We start from the raw sequence: 19,226 nt of genomic DNA on the forward strand, positions 1-19,226 counted from the left end.
GAAGGAGCCAGTGCATGTTCGAATCCGCGGAAATCGGTCACAGCATCGACAAGGAAACCTACGAAGCAGAAGTCCCCGCCTTGCGCGAGGCGCTGCTCGAAGCCCAGTACGAACTCAAGCAACAGGCGCGGTTCCCGGTGATCGTGCTGATCAACGGCATCGAAGGCGCCGGCAAGGGCGAAACGGTCAAGCTGCTCAACGAGTGGATGGACCCGCGCATGATCGACGTGCTTACTTTCGACCAGCAGACCGACGAAGAACTGGCCCGGCCACCGGCCTGGCGCTACTGGCGTGCGCTGCCGCCCAAAGGGCGGATGGGCGTGTTCTTCGGCAACTGGTACAGCCAGATGCTCCAGGGCCGGGTGCATGGCCACTTCAAGGATGCCGTGCTCGACCAGGCGATCACCGGTGCCGAACGGCTCGAAGAGATGCTTTGCGACGAAGGCGCGCTGATCATCAAGTTCTGGTTCCACCTGTCCAAGAAGCAGATGAAGGCGCGCCTGAAATCGCTCAAGGACGACCCGCTGCACAGCTGGAAGATCAGCCCGCTGGACTGGCAGCAGTCGGAAACCTACGACCGTTTCGTGCGCTTTGGCGAGCGCGTGCTGCGCCGTACCAGCCGCGACTATGCACCGTGGCATATCGTCGAAGGGGTCGACCCGAACTACCGCAGCCTGGCGGTGGGGCGCATCTTGCTGGAGAGCCTGCAGGCGGCCCTGGCCAACAACCCAAAGGGCAAGCACCAGGCCAACGTCGCCCCGCTGGGCCAGAGCATCGACAAACGCAGCCTGCTCGGCGCGCTGGACATGACCTTGCGCCTGGACAAGCACGACTATCAGGAACAACTGGTCACCGAGCAAGCCCGCCTGGCCGGCCTGCTGCGTGACAAGCGCATGCGTCGGCATGCCCTGGTGGCGGTGTTCGAAGGCAACGACGCCGCAGGCAAGGGCGGTGCCATCCGCCGCGTGGCGGCAGCGCTGGACCCGCGTCAGTACCGCATCGTGCCGATTGCCGCGCCCACTGAAGAAGAGCGTGCACAGCCGTACCTGTGGCGCTTCTGGCGGCACATTCCGGCACGCGGCAAATTCACCATCTTCGACCGCTCCTGGTATGGCCGGGTACTGGTGGAGCGGGTGGAAGGTTTCTGTAGCCCGGCCGACTGGATGCGTGCCTACACCGAAATCAACGATTTCGAAGAGCAACTGGTGAATGCCGGTGTGGTGGTGGTCAAGTTCTGGCTTGCGATCGACCAGCAGACCCAGCTGGAGCGCTTTGAAGAGCGTGAGCAGATTCCGTTCAAGCGCTACAAGATCACCGAAGACGATTGGCGCAACCGTGAAAAGTGGGACGATTACACCCAGGCCGTGGGTGACATGGTCGACCGTACCAGCAGCGAGATCGCACCTTGGACGCTGGTTGAAGCCAACGACAAGCGCTGGGCGCGAGTGAAGGTGCTGCGCACAGTCAATGAAGCCTTGGAGGCGGCCTTCGCCAAGCACAAGAAATGACCAGGCATGCCATCAGGGAATGACCCGATGAATTTATTTCCCGGTATTTTCCTCCGGCCCTGTGCTTCAAGCCCTTAGAATTCGGTAACCCCCACCACGGGCTTATTCGAGGACTGTATGCACACAACTTCCGGCCGCTGGGGCTATGGCCTGTTCCTGGCACTGTTGACCGCGCTGCTCTGGGGCATCCTGCCGATCAAACTCAAGCAGGTCTTGCAGGTGGTCGACCCGGCGACCGTGACGTGGTACCGCCTTCTGGTCTCCGGCGGCTTGCTGTTCGCCTGGCTGGCCGCCCAGCGGCGTCTGCCTTCGTTGCGCAAACTGGCGCCCAGGGGCAAAGGCCTGGTGGCGGTGGCCGTGGCTGGCCTGATGGGCAACTACGTGCTGTACCTGATCGGTCTGAACCTGCTGAGCCCCGGCACTGCCCAGTTGGTGGTGCAGATCGGCCCGGTCCTGTTGCTGGTGGCCAGCGTGTTCGTGTTCAAGGAGCGTTTCAGCCTGGGGCAGGGCATTGGCTTGCTGGTGCTGCTGTGCGGTTTTGGCCTGTTCTTCAACCAGCGCCTTGAAGAGCTGCTGACCTCGCTGGGCACCTACACCACGGGCGTCCTGACTGTTTTGCTGGCCACCAGCATCTGGGTGTTCTATGCCCTGAGCCAGAAGCAGCTGTTGACGGTGTGGCATTCGCAACAGGTGATGATGGTCATCTACCTGAGCTGTGCGGCACTGCTGACGCCTTGGGTGCACCCGCTGGAGGCGCTGCAATTGACCCCGGTGCAGGGTTGGCTGCTGCTGGCCTGCTGCCTGAACACCCTGGTGGCCTACGGCGCGTTTGCCGAGGCGCTGGCGCATTGGGAGGCGTCGCGGGTGAGTGCCACGCTGGCGCTGACTCCGCTGGTGACCTTTGTCGCGGTGGCACTTGCGGCCGTGGTGTGGCCAGAGTATGTGCAGGCCGAAGACATCAATGCCCTGGGGTATGTCGGGGCGGTGACGGTGGTGGCGGGGTCGACCCTTGTGGCCCTGGGGCCGTCGCTGGTGGCTGGGTGGAAAGCCAGAAGAGCGCGGTTGGCGCAAATTCAATAAGCCAGCGCGCACTTTGTGGGAGCGGCCTTGCGTCGCGAAAGGGCCGCAAAGCGGCCCCAGGATTTCTGCACCGATGCATGTATTGCTGGGGCTGCTTTGCAGCCCTTTCGCGACGCAAGGCCGCTCCCACATTGACCGCGAAGTGGCACTAGGTCGGCTCAGCCCTTGCCGCCCGGCGCCAGCATGTTCTCCGGCCTTACCCACTGGTCGAACTGCTCATTGGTCAGGTACTTCAACTCCAGCGCCGCTTCGCGCAGGGTCTTGCCCTCGCCATAGGCCTTCTTGGCAATCTCGGCTGCCTTGTCATAGCCAATGTGCGGGTTCAAAGCCGTCACCAGCATCAGGCCACGCTCCAGGTGCGCGGCCATCTGCTCGGCATCCGGTTCGATTCCGGCCACGCAATGCTGCTGGAAGTTGCGGCAGCCATCGGCCAGCAGCTCGACCGACTGCAGCAGGTTGTGGATGATCACCGGCTTGAACACGTTCAGTTGCAGGTGCCCCTGGCTCGCGGCAAAGCCGATCGCCGCATCGTTGCCCAGTACCTGGCAGGCCAGCATCGACAGCGCTTCGCATTGGGTCGGGTTGACCTTGCCTGGCATGATCGAGCTGCCCGGCTCGTTAGCTGGCAGGCGTACTTCGGCCAGCCCCGCACGCGGGCCCGAGCCAAGCAGGCGCAGGTCATTGGCGATTTTCATCAGCGCCACCGCCAGGGTCTTCAGCGCACCAGCCAGGCTGGTCAGCGGCTCATGGCCGGCGAGGGCGGCGAACTTGTTGGGGGCAGTGATGAAGGGCAGGCCGGAGAGGGCGGCCAGTTCGGCGGCCACGGCTTCGGCAAAACCATGCGGGGCGTTCAGCCCTGTGCCCACGGCCGTACCGCCCTGGGCCAGCTCGCACACCGCCGGCAAGGTGGCGCGGATGGCGCGCTGGGCGTAGTCGAGCTGGGCGACGAAGGCCGAAACTTCCTGGCCGAAGGTGATCGGCGTGGCGTCCATCATGTGCGTGCGGCCGGTCTTGACCAGCTTGCTGTGGCGCGCCGACAGCTCGGCCAGCCCCGATGAAAGCTCGGCAATCGCCGGCAGCAGTTTTTCATGCACCGCCTGGGCGGCGGCGATGTGCATGGCGGTGGGGAAGCAGTCGTTGGAACTCTGCGAGCGGTTGACGTGGTCGTTGGGGTGCACCGGCACCTTGCCACCGCGGCCCTTGCCGGCCAGCTCGTTGGCGCGCCCGGCGATCACCTCGTTGACGTTCATGTTGCTCTGGGTGCCGCTGCCGGTCTGCCACACCACCAGCGGGAACTGGTCGTCATGTTCGCCGTCGAGCACTTCGTCGGCGGCCTGTTCGATAAGCCGGGCGATGTCGGCAGGCAGGTCGCCGTTGCGGTCGTTGACCCGCGCGGCGGCTTTCTTGATGAGTGCCAGGGCGTGCAGCACCGCGAGCGGCATGCGTTCCTTGCCAATGGCAAAGTTGATCAGCGAGCGCTGGGTCTGCGCGCCCCAGTAGGCGTGCTCAGGAACTTCGACCGGGCCCAGGCTGTCTGTCTCGATACGGCTCATGCTGCGTTCACTCCTTTGTCAGTCAGAATCAGCAGTTTAGGCCCTCATGCGTGCGAGCGGTTCATTCGCTCGTCGTGCCACTTGAGCGCTGCACCCCTGCGGGAGCAGAATGCTCTACTCTGAGGTACCGCCTCCCCCTCCTTGAAGGAAATGCAATGACCCGTCTTCGTGTCCTCTGTGCTGCCGTTGCCCTGGCCTGTGCCAGCGGCCAGGTACTCGCTGCCACCGCCAGCCACAACGCTGCCGCCGAGAAATTCCTGACCCTGGCCAATGCCGACAAGCTGGGCACTCCGGTGTACATGCAGGTCCAGCAGATGTTTGCCCAGCGTTTCGCCCAGACCAAGGCCCCGGCCTCCAAGCAGCCGGTGCTCGAGAGCTACCAGGCCAAGGCTAATGCCGCGCTGGACAACGCCATTGGCTGGAACAAGCTGAAGCCGAAGATGGTCGACCTGTACACCCAGACTTTCACCGAGCAAGAGCTCAAGGACCTGGTCAAGTTCTACGAGTCGCCGCTGGGCAAGAAAGTCCTGCGTGAAATGCCGAAGGTCACCCAGCAGTCGGCCCAGCTGACCCAGACCAGCCTGGAACCGGCCGTGCCGGTGGTCAACAAGCTGCTCGACGACATGACCAAGGAGCTGGACCCGAATGCTGGCAAGGCCGCCGCCCCGGCCAAGAAGTGAGCCATAACCGATGAGCATGCAGCAACGCATCGAGCAGCAACTGGCCGCGCTGGCCCCGCAACACCTTGAAGTGCTCAACGAAAGCCACATGCACAGCCGTGGCCAGGAAACCCACTACAAGGCGGTGATCGTCAGCGAACAGTTTGCCGGGCTCAACAGCGTCAAGCGCCACCAGAAGGTCTACGCCACCATGGGTGAGCTGATGGGCGAGATCCACGCCCTGGCGATCCACACCTACACGGCCGAGGAGTGGGCCAAGGTGGGCGTGGCACCGGCCTCGCCGGTGTGTGCTGGCGGCGGGCACTGAATCCTTTCCGTCGTTCTGGTACAATCCTGCAAAATCCGGGGGCCGCTTTGCGGCCCTTTCGCGACACGAGGCCGCTCCTACAGGAATACGCATTCCACTGTAGGAGCGGCCTTGTGTCGCGAAAGGGGCGCGTAGCGGCCCCATGCTTTTTTAAATTCAAACCCGGTCCGCCCCTTACGAGGGCAACCGCCTGGAGATCCACCTGAATGTCCCAAGCTATCGTCGTGGCGGCGCTGTACAAGTTCGTCACCCTGGAAGACTACGTCGAGCTGCGTGAGCCGCTGCTCAAGGCCATGCTCGACAACGGCGTCAAAGGCACCTTGCTGCTGGCCAACGAAGGCATCAACGGCACCGTTTCAGCCACCCGCGAAGGCATCGACGGCCTGCTCGCCTGGCTGCGCAACGACCCGCGCCTGGTCGATGTCGACCACAAGGAATCCTACTGCGACGAGCAGCCGTTCTACCGCACCAAGGTCAAGCTCAAGAAAGAGATTGTCACCCTCGGCGTGCCGGGCGTCGACCCGAACCAGGCTGTCGGCACCTATGTCGAGCCCAAGGACTGGAACGACCTGATCAGCGACCCCGAAGTGCTGCTGATCGACACCCGCAACGACTACGAAGTGGCCATCGGTACCTTCAAGGGCGCCATCGACCCGAAGACCGAGACCTTCCGCGAGTTCCCCGAGTACATCAAGGCCAACTTCGACCCGAGCAAGCACAAGAAGGTGGCGATGTTCTGCACCGGTGGCATCCGTTGCGAAAAAGCGTCCAGCTACATGCTCGGTGAAGGCTTCGAGGCGGTCTATCATCTTAAGGGTGGCATCCTGAAATACTTCGAGGAAGTACCTCAGGAACAAAGCCTTTGGGACGGCGACTGCTTCGTCTTCGACAACCGCGTCACGGTGCGCCATGACCTGAGCGAGGGCGAGTACGACCAGTGTCATGCCTGCCGCCACCCGGTCGATGCCAAGGACCGCGAGTCCGAGCACTATTCGCCAGGCGTGAGCTGCCCGCACTGCTGGGACACCCTGAGCGAAAAGACCCGGCGCAGCGCCATCGACCGGCAGAAGCAGATCGAGCTGGCCAAGGCCCGCAACCAGCCGCACCCGATCGGTTACAACTACAAAGCCGAGGCTTGAGCCATGACTGCCCGCCTGATCTATGTGATGGACCCGATGTGCTCCTGGTGCTGGGGTTTTGCGCCAGTGGCCGCAGCCCTGGTCGCACAGGCCGCCGAGGCGGGCGTCAGCACCCGTCTGGTGCCGGGTGGCCTGCGCAGTGGCGGCAGCGCGCTGGATGGCTCGACCCGCAAGTACATCCTCGAACACTGGCAGGCGGTGGCTGAAGCCACCGGGCAGCCGTTCCGTTTCGACGGCGCCATGCCTGACGGCTTCGTCTACGACACCGAGCCGGCCTGCCGCGCCCTGGTCACTGCCCGCGAGCTGGACGCCGAGCGCGTCTGGCCGCTGCTGGCGCTGATTCAGCGTTCGTTCTACGAACAGGGTTTGGATGTCACCCGCGCCCCGCAACTGGTCGAGTTGGCCGAACAGGCCGGCTTCGACCGCGAGCGCTTCGCTCAGCATTTCGCCAGCCATGACATTCGCGCCGCCACCGCAGCTGACTTCAGCTGGGTACAGGACCTGGGTATCGCCGGCTTCCCGACCCTGCTGGCCGAACGCAATGGCCAGCTGGCCCTGCTGACCAACGGCTACCAGCCGCTGGACAGCCTGCAACCGCTGCTTGGCCGCTGGCTGCAGCAGGCCGTCTGTGCTTGATCTGCCAGGGTCGCCAGACCCTGTACCAGGGAAGCCTGCCGCTGTGCCCGATCGCCTGAGCTGGGCGGAAATCCGCCGCCTGGCCCTGCATCACAAGAAAAACCTCTGGACCGCCAACCTGGTGGCTGTGCTGGCGGCCTGCTGCAGCGTGCCGATCCCGTTGCTGCTGCCGTTGCTGGTGGACGAAGTGCTGCTGGGCCACGGCGATGCCGCACTGAAATGGATGAATCACCTGCTGCCGAGCGGCTGGCAGGTGGCGGCCGGCTATATCGGCCTGATGCTGGCGGCCACGCTGTGCCTGCGCCTGGCGGCGCTGGCTTTCAACGTGGTGCAGGCCAAGCTGTTCGCCGGGCTGGCCAAGGATATCGTCTACCGCCTGCGCATTCGCCTGATCGAGCGCCTCAAGCGCATCTCGCTCAAGGAATACGAAAGCCTCGGCAGCGGCACCGTCACCACTCATCTGGTCACCGACCTGGATACCCTCGACAAGTTCGTCGGCGAAACCCTGAGCCGTTTCCTGGTGGCCATGCTGACGCTGACCGGCACTGCGGCGATCCTGATCTGGATGCACTGGAAGCTGGCATTGCTGATCCTGCTGTTCAACCCGTTGGTGATCTACTTCACCGTGCAGCTGGGCAAGCGTGTCAAACACCTGAAAAAGCTCGAGAACGACAGCACTTCGCGCTTTACCCAGGCGCTGTCGGAAACCCTGGATGCCATCCAGGAAATTCGCGCCGGCAACCGCCAGGGCTACTTCCTCGGTCGCCTCGGCCTGCGCGCCCGTGAAGTGCGCGACTATGCCGTGGAGTCGCAATGGAAGAGCGATGCCAGTGGGCGCGCCAGTGGCCTGCTGTTCCAGTTTGGTATCGATATCTTCCGGGCGGCGGCGATGCTGACCGTGCTGTTCTCCGACCTGTCGATCGGCCAGATGCTGGCAGTGTTCAGCTACCTGTGGTTCATGATCGGCCCGGTAGAACAGCTGCTCAACCTGCAATATGCCTACTACGCCGCCGGCGGTGCGTTGAGCCGGCTCAACGAGCTGTTGTCGCGGGCAGACGAGCCGCAGTACCCGGCCGCCAGCGACCCGTTCGCCGGCCGCGAAACGGTGGGCATCGAGGTGCGCGACCTGCGCTTCGCCTACGCCGATGAGCCGGTGCTCGACCAGTTGAACCTGGCCATCGCCCCTGGTGAAAAGGTGGCGATCGTCGGTGCCAGTGGCGGCGGCAAGAGCACCCTGGTGCAGTTGCTGCTGGGGCTGTACAGCGCCCAGGCCGGGAGCATCCGTTTTGGCGGTGCCAGCCTGCAGGAAATCGGCCTGGAAACCTTGCGCGAAAACGTCGCGGTGGTGCTGCAGCACCCGTCGCTGTTCAACGACAGTGTGCGCGCCAACCTGACCATGGGCCGCGAATGCACCGACGAGGCCTGCTGGCAGGCACTGCGCATCGCCCAGCTGGATGTCACCATTGCCGCCTTGCCGCAAGGGCTGGACAGCGTGGTCGGCCGTTCGGGGGTGCGCCTGTCCGGTGGCCAGCGCCAGCGCCTGGCGATTGCCCGCATGGTCCTGGCCGAGCCCAAGGTGGTGATTCTCGACGAAGCTACCTCGGCGCTGGATGCCGCCACCGAGTACAACCTGCACCAGGCATTGGCGCGTTTCCTCAGTGGCCGGACCACGCTGATCATTGCCCACCGTTTGTCGGCGGTTAAGCAGGCTGACCGTGTGCTGGTGTTCGACGGTGGGCATGTGGCCGAAGATGGCGACCATCAGCAGCTGATTGCCGAGGGTGGGCTGTATGCCAAGTTGTATGGGCATCTGCAGCAGACCTGACAACGTCCACTAATCGCCTCGCGGTTTTTGTAGGAGCGGCCTTGTGTCGCGAAAGGGCGCGAAGCGGCCCAATATATCCAGCTTCGCAGCGACGATCGATGGGGCCGCTTTGCGGCCCTTTCGCGACACAAGTCCGCTCCTACCAAAATCTCTCCCCGTTCTCGGCGCAAATTCCCCTCCATGTAGATGGCAAATGGCCTACGCTGAGCTTGTCTGGGTTGATTCCAAGTCTTATCTGCTCTGCGACAGGGACTAAATGAAGGGAAATCGCACTCAAGAAGCGCCAAGATTGGTAGGTATCATCTGGCCCTTCATCGCCGTTGTCGTGTTCCAGGTATTGCTGGGTAGCCTCAGCCTTTATGCGTTGTCGGCGGTCCGTGCCTATGTGGCCGGCGAAAGCCTGTGGTCCAAGGCGCAGAAAGACGCCATCTATTACCTCAACCTGTACGCCGATGACCGCGACGAGCGCACCTTTCTGCGCTATCGCCAGGTCATGGCCGTGCCCCAGGGCGACCACGAGCTGCGCGAACTGCTCGATCAGGCCAGCCCTGACCTGGAAGGCGCCCGTCAGGCCGTGCTGCAGGGCGGCAACCACCCCGACGACGTCGACCGCATCATCTGGTTCTACCGCAACTTCCGTCAGATCAGCTATATGCAGACGGCGATCGAGTACTGGAACATCGGCGATGACTACCTCAAAAAGCTTGATGTGCTGGCCAACGAGATGCACGACGGTTTCGCCGTTGGGCAGGTTGGCATCGCTCAGCTCAATGAGTGGAAGGGCCGCATCGTCGCGATAAACGAAGGCGTCACGCCAGCCGCCAAGGCGTTCAGTGATGCCTTGGGCGAAGGCTCGCGGATGCTGTTGCGGGTGCTGCTGGTCACCAACCTGTTGACCGCACTGTTCCTCATCACCATTGCCTGGCGCCGTTCGAGCAAGCTGCTGGCCCAGCGTCAGGCGTTCGCCAGTGCCCTGAGGGAGGAGAAAGAGCGGGCGCAGATCACTCTGGAGGCGATTGGCGATGCGGTGATCACCGCTGATGTCGAAGGTAATATCGGCTACATGAACCCTGCTGCCGAGCATCTGACCCACTGGCAGTCCGGCCAGGCGCAGGGCTTGCCGCTGGGGGCGCTGTTCAGTCTGCTCGACGAGCAGGAGCAGGGCGAAGGCTGCACGCTGGTCGAGCAGGTGCTCAGTGGCAGCCTCAAGGGCGGCGCCGAACATGCCCGGCTGATCCAGCGCCTGGATGGCAGCACGGTATCGGTCAACCTGGTTGGCTCGCCGATCATCAACAACGACCAGGTGGCCGGTATCGTGCTGGTACTGCACGACATGACCCAGGAACGCCAGTACATCGCCAACTTGTCGTGGCAGGCCACCCATGACGCCTTGACCGGCCTGGCCAACCGCCGCGAGTTCGAGTACCGCCTGGAGCAGGCGCTCAATGGCCTGGTGCGCCAGGCTGGGCGGCATTCGCTGATGTTCCTCGACCTCGACCAGTTCAAGTTGGTCAACGACACCTGCGGCCATGCGGCGGGTGACGAGTTGCTCAGGCACATCTGCGCAGTGCTGCAGTCGGGGCTGCGTGAAGGCGACACCCTGGCACGCCTGGGTGGTGACGAATTTGGCGTGCTGCTGGAAAACTGCCCGGCCGAACAGGCCGAGCGCATCGGCGAAAACCTGCGCCAGGCCGTGCAGAGCCTGCACTTCGTGTGGAAGGGCAGGCCGTTCGTGACCACCGTCAGTATCGGCCTGGTCCACATAGCCCAGGCGCCGGGCACGCTGGAGGCTTCCCTGCGGGCTGCCGACATGGCCTGCTACATGGCCAAGGAAAAGGGCCGCAACCGAGTGCAGGTATACCATGCCGACGACAGCGAACTGTCCATGCGCTTTGGCGAGATGGCCTGGATCCAGCGCCTGCATGTGGCCCTGGAGGAAAACCGCTTCTGCCTCTATTGCCAGGAAATCGCCGCGCTGAAGGCCATCGAAGGCCCGGGCCATATCGAAATCCTGCTGCGCCTGCACGACGAAAGCGGCCGCACCATCCTCCCGGACAGTTTCATCCCGGCCGCCGAGCGCTATGGCCTGATGACGGCCCTGGACCGTTGGGTAGTGCGCAGCGTGTTCCAGGTCATCCGCCAATGCCTGGACGAGGGCCGGGACGGGCCGCTGGCGATGTGCGCGATCAACTTGTCGGGTACCAGTATCGGTGACGACAATTTCCTCGAGTACCTGCAGCGGTTGTTCGTCGAATATGCCATCCCACCGCGCATGATCTGCTTCGAGATCACCGAGACCAGTGCCATTGCCAACCTGGGCAGCGCCATTCGATTCATCAACGAATTGAAGGGGCTGGGTTGCAAGTTCTCCCTGGACGACTTCTGTGCCGGGATGTCGTCATTTGCCTATTTGAAACATTTACCCGTCGACTTCTTGAAGATCGACGGAAGTTTTGTCAAAGATATGCTGGACGATCCGGTAAACCGTGCCATGGTCGAGGTGATCAATCACATCGGCCATGTCATGGGCAAGCGGACCATCGCCGAGTTCGTCGAAACACCGTTGATCGAGCAGGCCTTGCAGGAGATCGGCGTGGATTACGCCCAGGGCTATCTGATTGAACGACCGCAGGTGTTTACCTGTGACAGTCTGCAGCGCCAACGGATTGCTGCGCGGCCCTTGCTGCATCGGGCGCCAGGTACTTTTCGCTGAGAACACGTCCGCAAAATCACAAGGATCAAGGAGCTGAAAGTGATTGATGCATTCGTACGTATCGGGCCCTTGATGGACCCGGCCAGTTACCCCCAGTGGGCCCAGCAGCTGATCGAGGATTGCCGTGAAAGCAAGCGCCGGGTGGTCGAGCATGAGTTTTACCAGCGCCTGCGTGATGGCCAGCTGCGCCAGTCGACCATTCGCCAGTACCTGATCGGTGGCTGGCCGGTGGTCGAGCAGTTTTCCCTGTACATGGCCCACAACCTGACCAAGACCCGTTATGCCCGCCACCCTGGCGAGGACATGGCGCGGCGCTGGCTGATGCGCAACATCCGTGTCGAGCTCAACCATGCCGACTACTGGGCCCACTGGTGCCAGGCCCATGGCGTGCACCTGCACGAGCTGCAGGCCCAGGACGTGCCGCCGGAACTGAACGGGCTCAACGATTGGTGCTGGCGCGTTTGTACCACCGAGTCACTGGCGATTGCCATGGCAGCGACCAACTATGCGATTGAAGGGGCGACCGGCGAGTGGTCGGCGGTGGTCTGTGCCGAGGACACCTATGCCATGGGCTTCCCGGAGGATCAGCGCAAGCGGGCGATGAAGTGGCTGAAGATGCATGCCCAGTATGACGATGCGCACCCGTGGGAGGCGCTGGAAATCATCTGCACGCTGGCGGGTGAGAACCCGACAATGGGGCTGCGTAACGAGCTGCGCAAGGCGATTTGCAAGAGCTACGACTGCATGTACCTGTTCCTGGAGCGGTGCATGCAACTGGAAGGGCGCCAGCAAGGGCGCATGCGCCCGGCCTTGGCTGCCGGCTGAGTCCTGTGCCGGCCCCTTCGCGGGCAAGCCCGCTCCCACAGGGAAATCACAAGGCTTGAGGGCGGTGATGTTCCTGTGGGAGCGGGCTTGCCCGCGAAGAGGCCGGAACGGGCAACACAAGGCTCACTGAGCGTTGAAAGCCTGCCCATTCACTTCTTTGCTATCCGGCCCCATCAGGTACAGATAGACCGGCATGATCTCTTCGGGCAGAGGGTTATTCTGCGGGTTTTCGCTCGGGTAAGCCTGCGCCCGCATCGCCGTGCGCGTGGCGCCCGGGTTAATGCTGTTGGAGCGCACTGGCGCCACGCCTTCCAGTTCGTCGGCCAGTGTCTGCATCAGCCCTTCGGTGGCGAACTTCGACACGCCGTAGGCCCCCCAGTAGGCCCGGCCCTTGCGCCCGACGCTGCTCGAAGTGAACACCACGGAAGCATCTTCAGACAACTTGAGCAGCGGCAGCAGCGTGCTGGTGAGCATGAAGGTGGCGTCGACGTTGATGTGCATCACACGCATGAAGTTGTCGCCCGAAAGCTGCTCCAGCGGCGTGCGCGGGCCGATGATCGAGGCGTTGTTGAGCAGGCCGTCGAGGCGGCCGAACTGCTCCTCGATCATCGCTGCCAGTTCGTCGTACTGGTGGGGCAGGGCGGTTTCCAAGTTGAACGGGATTACCACGGGCTGCGGGTGGCCGGCGGCCTCGATCTGGTCGTAGACCTCGTTCAGGTTGGCCTCGGTCTTGCCCAGCAGCAGCACGGTAGCGCCCAGTGCGGCATAGGCTTTGGCGGCGGCGGCGCCGATGCCGCGGCCGGCACCGGTGACCAGGATGACGCGGCCGGCGAGCAGGCCAGGGCGGGCGGTGTAGTCGAACATTGATTATTCCCTATCTCTATGGGCTGACGCGGACCCTGTGGGGGCGGGCTTGCCCGCGAACACGGGCGCAGCCCGTGCCAGCCACAAGCTCCCACAGGGTGGGTCGTCAGTCGTTACGAGTCAGCAGCCGCACAGGGCGCTGTCGATCACCTTGCGCAGTTCCAGCGGGTGGTCCACCACCACATCGGCGCCCCAGTTGTTCGGGTTGTCCTCTGGATGAATATAGCCGTAGCGCACCGCGGCCGTGCGGGTGCCGGCGTCGCGGCCGGATTCGATGTCGCGCAGGTCGTCGCCGACGAATAGCACGCTGGCCGGGTCCAGGCCCAGGGTCTTGCAGGCGAGGATCAGTGGCTCCGGGTCAGGCTTGCTGTTCTTCACGTGGTCCGGGCAGATCAGCAGGGCCGAGCGCTCGGCCAGGCCCAGCTGCTGCATGATTGGCTCGGCGAAGCGCACCGGCTTGTTGGTCACCACGCCCCACAGCAGGTTGCCCTTTTCGATGTCGGCCAGCAGTTCGCCCATGCCGTCGAACAGTTTGCTGTGCACCGCGCAATCACGCTGGTAGCGCTCGAGGAACTCCAGGCGCAGGGCTTCGAAGCCCTCGGCGTCCGGGCTCATGGCAAAGGTTGCAGCGACCATGGCGCGGGCGCCGCCGGAGATCACGTCACGGATCAGCTGGTCATCGATCGCCGGCAGGCCGCGCTCGGCGAGCATGGCCTGGCAGATGGCGATGAAGTCCGGCGCCGTGTCGAGCAGGGTGCCGTCCATGTCGAAGAGTACTGCTCGCAAACGCATGCTCATTCCTCGCGCAGGGTCTGGATCATGTAGTTGACGTCAACGTCGCTGCTCAGCTTGTAGTGCTTGGTCAGCGGGTTGTAGGTCAGGCCGATGATGTCCTTGACCTCGAGGCCGGCAACGCGGCTCCAGGCGCCGAGCTCGGACGGGCGGATGAACTTCTTGAAGTCGTGTGTGCCGCGCGGCAGCATCTTGAGGATGTACTCGGCGCCGACAATGGCCAGCAGGTAGGCCTTGGGGTTGCGGTTGATGGTCGAGAAGAACACCTGGCCGCCGGGTTTGACCATGCGGTAGCAGGCGCGGATGACCGAGGATGGGTCGGGCACGTGCTCGAGCATTTCCAGGCAGGTGACCACATCGAACTGCTCGGGCATTTCCTCGGCCAGGGCTTCAGCGGTGATCTGCCGGTACTCGACTTCGACGCCGGACTCCAGCTGGTGCAGTTGGGCTACGGCCAGTGGCGCCTCGCCCATGTCGATGCCGGTGACGGTAGCGCCGCGCAAGGCCATGGCCTCGCTGAGGATGCCGCCGCCGCAGCCGACGTCCAGCACCTTTTTGCCGGCCAGGCCGACGCGCTCGTCAATCCAGTTGACGCGCAGCGGGTTGATGTCGTGCAGCGGCTTGAACTCGCTTTCACGGTCCCACCAGCGGTGGGCCAAGGCTTCGAACTTGGCGATTTCGGCGTGATCGACGTTGCTCATTGAACAATCCTCTGGAACTTGCACTTCAAATGGGGCGCAGTATACCCGAGCGTCTGCGGCCGAGGGTCGCTATAATCGCCGGCTTTTGATATCCGAACGACGGGGAGAGGCAATGCGCGAGCGACTTTTGGCGGCGGAGAAGGTGACCGGGATGCGCTGGCAAGGCGGCGCCCTGCACCTGCTCGACCAGCGCCTGCTGCCGTCGGAAGAACGCTGGCTGACCTGCGACAATGTCGCGCAGGTGGTGGCGGCGATCCGTGACATGGCCGTGCGAGGTGCCGCAGCCATTGGCATTGCTGCGGCCTACGGCCTGGTCCTGGCCCTGGAAGAGCGCCTGGCCGAGGGCGGCGACTGGGAAATGGACCTGGAAGAGGACTTCATCAGCCTGGCCGAAGCACGCCCCACCGCGGCCAACCTGTTCTGGGCGCTGAACCGCATGCGCGAGCGCCTGCTGCGTGTGCGTGGCGAAGAGGACGTGCTGGCAGCGCTGGAAGCCGAAGCGATTGCCATCCATGAAAGCGATCGCGAAGCCAATCTGACCATGGCCCAGCATGGCATCGACCTGATCCGTCGCCATCAGGGCAACGCGCAGACCTTGCTGACCTACGGCAATGCCGGCGCCCTGGCCAGCGGTGGTATCGGCACGGCTCTTGGGGTGATTCGCGCCGGTTATCTGGAGGGTATGGTCGAGAGGGTGTATGTCGGCGAGACCCGCCCCTGGTTGCAGGGTTCGCGGCTGACGGCCTGGGAGCTGGCCAGCGAAGGTATCCCGGTGACCCTGTGCGCCGACTCGGCGCTGGCCCACCTGATGAAGACCAAAGGCATCACCTGGGTGGTGGTCGGCGCCGACTGCATCGCCGCCAACGGCGATGTGGCCAGCAAGATCGGGACCTACCAGTTGGCCGTCAGTGCGATGCACCATGGCGTGCGCTTCATGGTGGTGGCACCGAGCACCAGCATCGACCTCAACCTGGCCACCGGTGAGGACATCCCGCTGGAAGAGCGTGAAGCCGATGAGCTGCTGGACTACGCCGGAACCCGCGTGGCGCCGCAGGTCGAGGCGTTCAATCCGGTGTTCGATGTGACCCCGGCCGACCTGATCGACGTGATCGTCACCGAACGCGGCATTGTCGAGCGGCCCGATACCGCCAAACTGGCCCAGTTGATGTGCCGCAAGCGGTTGCACTGATCAGGGTGTAGGGCGGGGGATTTTCGGCGCCTGTGAGGTCGAGCGCCGCCCGCGCGGCGCATCGCGGATGAATCCGCTCCTACATTTGTTGCAACGTACCGAACCTGTAAGGCCATGGCTGCCCGCCCTGGCGCATGGCTTAAGCCCTACAGGCAAGGCTGACAACCATGGCCTCACAGGCATGGCCACGTTGCAACAGATGTAGGAGCGGATTCATCCGCGATGCGCCGCGCGGGCGGCGCTCGATCTCCCAGGCGACACAAAACTCACGGCGAGCCCCCCGTCCCAGCTCTCCCCACCGCCCCGCCTTTGTGATAACATTCGGCAGTTTCCAAGACCGCCCATGAAGGCGGCCTTCATTGCGCAAATCCATGCAACAACTCATTGATTTGTCGTAAGTCGTCGCACCCCTATGCGCTGCGGCGGCGAGCTTCGTTCGGCCCTTGATGGAGCTGCGAAGTTTCACCAGAAAAAGGAATCAGGCTTCTCATGGGCGAACTGGCCAAAGAAATCCTCCCGGTCAATATCGAAGACGAACTGAGACAGTCTTACCTCGACTACGCGATGAGCGTGATTGTCGGGCGAGCGCTGCCCGATGCGCGTGACGGCTTGAAGCCCGTGCATCGCCGCGTCCTCTATGCAATGAGCGAACTGGGCAACGACTGGAACAAGCCGTACAAGAAATCCGCCCGTGTGGTCGGTGACGTGATCGGTAAGTACCACCCGCACGGCGACACTGCGGTCTACGACACCATCGTGCGTATGGCCCAGCCGTTCTCGCTGCGCTACCTGCTGGTCGACGGCCAGGGCAACTTCGGTTCGGTCGACGGTGACAACGCCGCGGCCATGCGATACACCGAAGTGCGCATGACCAAGCTGGCCCACGAGCTGCTGGCCGACCTGCACAAGGAAACTGTCGACTGGGTGCCCAACTACGATGGCACCGAGCAGATCCCGGCGGTCATGCCGACCCGCATCCCCAACCTGCTGGTCAACGGTTCCAGCGGTATCGCCGTGGGCATGGCGACCAACATCCCGCCACACAACCTCGGTGAAGTCATCGATGGTTGCCTGGCGCTGATCGACAACCCGGACGTCACCATCGATGAGCTGATGCAGTTCATCCCGGGTCCGGACTTCCCGACTGCCGGCATCATCAACGGCCGTCAGGGCATCATCGAGGCCTACCGTACCGGCCGTGGCCGCATCTACATGCGCGCCCGTTCCGAGATCGAAGACATCGACAAGGTCGGTGGCCGCCAGCAGATCGTCGTCACCGAACTGCCGTACCAGCTGAACAAGGCCCGCCTGATCGAGAAGATCGCCGAGCTGGTCAAAGAGAAGAAGATCGAAGGCATCACCGAGCTGCGCGACGAGTCCGACAAGGACGGCATGCGTATCGTCATCGAGCTGCGCCGCGGCGAGGTGCCGGAGGTGGTGCTCAACAACCTCTATCAGCAGACCCAGCTGCAGAGCGTGTTCGGTATCAACGTGGTTGCTCTGGTCGACGGTCGTCCGCGCCTGCTCAACCTCAAGGACCTGCTCGAAGCGTTCGTCCGTCACCGTCGTGAAGTGGTGACCCGCCGTACCGTGTTCGAGCTGCGCAAGGCTCGCGAGCGTGGCCATATCCTTGAAGGCCAGGCGGTCGCGCTGTCCAACATCGACCCGGTCATCGCCCTGATCAAGGCCTCGCCGACGCCGTCCGAAGCCAAGGAAGCCCTGGTTTCCACGCCGTGGGAATCCAGCGCCGTACAGGTCATGGTCGAGCGCGCCGGCGCCGATTCCTGCCGCCCTGAAGACCTGCCAGAACAGTACGGCCTGCGTGAAGGCAAGTATTACCTGTCGCCGGAACAGGCCCAGGCCATCCTCGACCTGCGCCTGCATCGCCTGACCGGCCTGGAGCACGAGAAGCTGCTGGCCGAGTACCAGGAGATCCTGGAACAGATCGGCGAGCTGATCCGCATCCTCAGCAGCGCCCAGCGCCTGATGGAAGTGATCCGCGAAGAGCTGGAAGCGATCCGTGCCGAGTACGGCGATGCCCGTCGTACCGAAATCCTCGATGCCCGTCACGACCTCAACTACGGCGACATGATCCCGGAAGAAGAGCGCGTGGTGACCATCTCCCACGGCGGCTATGCCAAGACCCAGCCGTTGTCCGCGTACCAGGCCCAGCGCCGTGGCGGCAAGGGCAAGTCGGCCACCGGCGTGAAGGACGAGGACTACATCGAGCACCTGCTGGTCGCCAACAGCCATGCCACCCTGCTGCTGTTCTCCAGCAAGGGCAAGGTGTACTGGCTGAAGACCTACGACATCCCTGAAGCGTCGCGCGCCGCCCGTGGTCGCCCGCTGGTCAACCTGCTGCCGCTGGAGGAGGGTGAGCGCATCACCGCCATGTTGCAGGTCGACCTTGAGGCCCTGCAGCAGAACGCCGACCCTGAAGAAGAGCTGGAAGACGGCGATGACGGTGTCATCGAAGGCGAAATCGTCGAAGCAGAAGAAATCGACGAGGAAGACGGCGACACCCCTGAGTGGGTGGCCGAGCCTACCGGCGCTTATATCTTCATGGCGACTGCTTCCGGTACCGTCAAGAAGACGCCGCTGGCACAGTTCGCCCGCCCACGCTCCAGCGGCCTGATCGCCCTGAAGCTGAAGGAAGGCGACACCCTGATCGCTGCGGCGATCACCGACGGCGCCAAGGAAGTCATGATGTTCTCCGACGCCGGCAAGGTGATCCGCTTCGCCGAAAGCGTGGTCCGCGAAATGGGCCGTACTGCCCGTGGTGTGCGTGGCATGAAGCTGGGCAAGGGGCAGCAGATCATTTCGATGCTGATTCCGGAGTCCGGTGCGCAGATCCTCACCGCTTCCGAGCGTGGCTTCGGCAAGCGCACCCCGCTGTCCAAGTTCCCGCGTCGCGGGCGGGGCGGCCAGGGCGTCATCGCCATGGGTACCAAGGGGCGCAACGGCCTGCTGATCGGCGCCATCCAGGTGCAGGAAGGCGAGGAGATCATGCTGATTTCCGACCAGGGCACCTTGGTGCGCACGCGGGTTGGTGAAGTGTCGAGCCTGGGCCGTAACACCCAGGGTGTGACGCTGATCAAGCTGGCCACCGACGAAACCCTGGTGGGCCTGGAGCGTATCCAGGAGCCATCCGAGGACGAGCTCGATGATGTGGTCGAGACGGATGAAGAGGGCGTCGAGGCCGATGCGCCGGATGATGAAGCTGCAGGCGCCGAAGAGGCCCCGCAGGAATAAGCAAGCGTGAAACCCGAGCGGGGCGACCAAGGTCGCCCCGTTTGACTGATTAGGCCGGGCAATGCCTGGCCCTGTGGGAGCGGGCTTGCCCGCGAATGAGGCACCGCGGTGCATGGCACCGGCTTTGCCGGTGTTCGCGGGCAAGCCCGCTCCCACAGGGTT

15 protein-coding genes are annotated in these 19,226 nt (G+C 63.5%); 11 read left to right on the plus strand and 4 right to left on the minus strand.

What is annotated here, in order from left to right; translation table 11 throughout:
* Window positions 1-14: 14 nt before the first annotated feature.
* Together pap and BUQ73_RS05160 are read left to right on the plus strand one after the other, a co-directional pair.
* On the plus strand, window positions 15-1,508 hold the full coding sequence (pap, locus tag BUQ73_RS05155; protein ID WP_079226939.1) for a polyphosphate:AMP phosphotransferase: 1,494 nt from the start codon (window positions 15-17) through the stop codon (window positions 1,506-1,508).
* A 117-nt stretch (window positions 1,509-1,625) separates the two neighbouring features.
* Entirely contained in the window at window positions 1,626-2,588 is a 963-nt protein-coding gene (locus BUQ73_RS05160) for a DMT family transporter (RefSeq protein ID WP_079226940.1), read from the plus strand.
* Window positions 2,589-2,746: 158 nt separating this feature from the next.
* Here the strand turns inward: BUQ73_RS05160 and BUQ73_RS05165 are convergent, their stop codons facing one another.
* Window positions 2,747-4,141 carry a class II fumarate hydratase gene (locus BUQ73_RS05165; protein WP_079226941.1) on the minus strand — a complete coding sequence of 465 codons (1,395 nt, stop codon included), beginning with the start codon at window positions 4,139-4,141 and terminating at the stop codon, window positions 2,747-2,749.
* Window positions 4,142-4,296: 155 nt separating this feature from the next.
* Between BUQ73_RS05165 and BUQ73_RS05170 the strand changes: the two genes are divergently transcribed.
* The 7 genes from BUQ73_RS05170 to BUQ73_RS05200 all read left to right on the plus strand — a co-directional run bounded on the left by BUQ73_RS05170 (window position 4,297) and on the right by BUQ73_RS05200 (window position 12,266).
* Window positions 4,297-4,821, plus strand: coding sequence for a DUF2059 domain-containing protein (locus BUQ73_RS05170; protein WP_027918170.1), 525 nt, complete (start codon window positions 4,297-4,299; stop codon window positions 4,819-4,821).
* A gap of 10 nt (window positions 4,822-4,831) precedes the next feature.
* The gene (locus BUQ73_RS05175) at window positions 4,832-5,128 is read left to right on the plus strand and encodes a BolA family protein (RefSeq protein WP_027918171.1); all 297 of its coding nucleotides are present in this window, start codon (window positions 4,832-4,834) and stop codon (window positions 5,126-5,128) included.
* A 206-nt stretch (window positions 5,129-5,334) separates the two neighbouring features.
* On the plus strand, window positions 5,335-6,267 hold the full coding sequence (locus tag BUQ73_RS05180) for a rhodanese-related sulfurtransferase (protein ID WP_079226942.1): 933 nt from the start codon (window positions 5,335-5,337) through the stop codon (window positions 6,265-6,267).
* A 3-nt stretch (window positions 6,268-6,270) separates the two neighbouring features.
* Complete coding sequence (locus BUQ73_RS05185; RefSeq protein ID WP_079226943.1) at window positions 6,271-6,903, plus strand: DsbA family protein; 633 nt, start codon at window positions 6,271-6,273, stop codon at window positions 6,901-6,903.
* Entirely contained in the window at window positions 6,896-8,728 is a 1,833-nt protein-coding gene (locus BUQ73_RS05190; protein ID WP_079226944.1) for an ABC transporter ATP-binding protein, read from the plus strand. Before BUQ73_RS05185 ends, BUQ73_RS05190 begins: the two co-directional genes overlap by 8 nt.
* A 256-nt stretch (window positions 8,729-8,984) precedes the next feature.
* Window positions 8,985-11,441 carry an EAL domain-containing protein gene (locus tag BUQ73_RS05195; RefSeq protein WP_079226945.1) on the plus strand — a complete coding sequence of 819 codons (2,457 nt, stop codon included), beginning with the start codon at window positions 8,985-8,987 and terminating at the stop codon, window positions 11,439-11,441.
* A gap of 39 nt (window positions 11,442-11,480) precedes the next feature.
* Complete coding sequence (locus BUQ73_RS05200; RefSeq protein ID WP_079226946.1) at window positions 11,481-12,266, plus strand: TenA family transcriptional regulator; 786 nt, start codon at window positions 11,481-11,483, stop codon at window positions 12,264-12,266.
* A 123-nt stretch (window positions 12,267-12,389) separates the two neighbouring features.
* On the opposite strand, the gene BUQ73_RS05205 is transcribed toward BUQ73_RS05200, so the two are convergent.
* The 3 genes from BUQ73_RS05205 to ubiG all read right to left on the minus strand — a co-directional run bounded on the left by BUQ73_RS05205 (window position 12,390) and on the right by ubiG (window position 14,623).
* On the minus strand, window positions 12,390-13,130 hold the full coding sequence (locus BUQ73_RS05205) for a YciK family oxidoreductase (protein WP_079226947.1): 741 nt from the start codon (window positions 13,128-13,130) through the stop codon (window positions 12,390-12,392).
* 120 nt (window positions 13,131-13,250) lie between these two features.
* The gene (gene mupP, locus BUQ73_RS05210; RefSeq protein ID WP_027918178.1) at window positions 13,251-13,922 is read right to left on the minus strand and encodes an N-acetylmuramic acid 6-phosphate phosphatase MupP; all 672 of its coding nucleotides are present in this window, start codon (window positions 13,920-13,922) and stop codon (window positions 13,251-13,253) included.
* A gap of 2 nt (window positions 13,923-13,924) precedes the next feature.
* On the minus strand, window positions 13,925-14,623 hold the full coding sequence (gene ubiG / locus BUQ73_RS05215; RefSeq protein ID WP_027918179.1) for a bifunctional 2-polyprenyl-6-hydroxyphenol methylase/3-demethylubiquinol 3-O-methyltransferase UbiG: 699 nt from the start codon (window positions 14,621-14,623) through the stop codon (window positions 13,925-13,927).
* A gap of 112 nt (window positions 14,624-14,735) precedes the next feature.
* Here ubiG and mtnA point away from each other — a divergent pair, with 112 nt between their 5' ends.
* Both mtnA and gyrA read left to right on the plus strand, forming a co-directional pair.
* Entirely contained in the window at window positions 14,736-15,812 is a 1,077-nt protein-coding gene (gene mtnA, locus BUQ73_RS05220; protein ID WP_079226948.1) for an S-methyl-5-thioribose-1-phosphate isomerase, read from the plus strand.
* 489 nt (window positions 15,813-16,301) lie between these two features.
* On the plus strand, window positions 16,302-19,064 hold the full coding sequence (gyrA, locus tag BUQ73_RS05225; RefSeq protein WP_079226949.1) for a DNA gyrase subunit A: 2,763 nt from the start codon (window positions 16,302-16,304) through the stop codon (window positions 19,062-19,064).
* Window positions 19,065-19,226: the final 162 nt, after the last annotated feature.

Source organism: Pseudomonas putida, from assembly GCF_002025705.1.
GTDB classification, from domain to species: domain Bacteria; phylum Pseudomonadota; class Gammaproteobacteria; order Pseudomonadales; family Pseudomonadaceae; genus Aquipseudomonas; species Aquipseudomonas putida_J.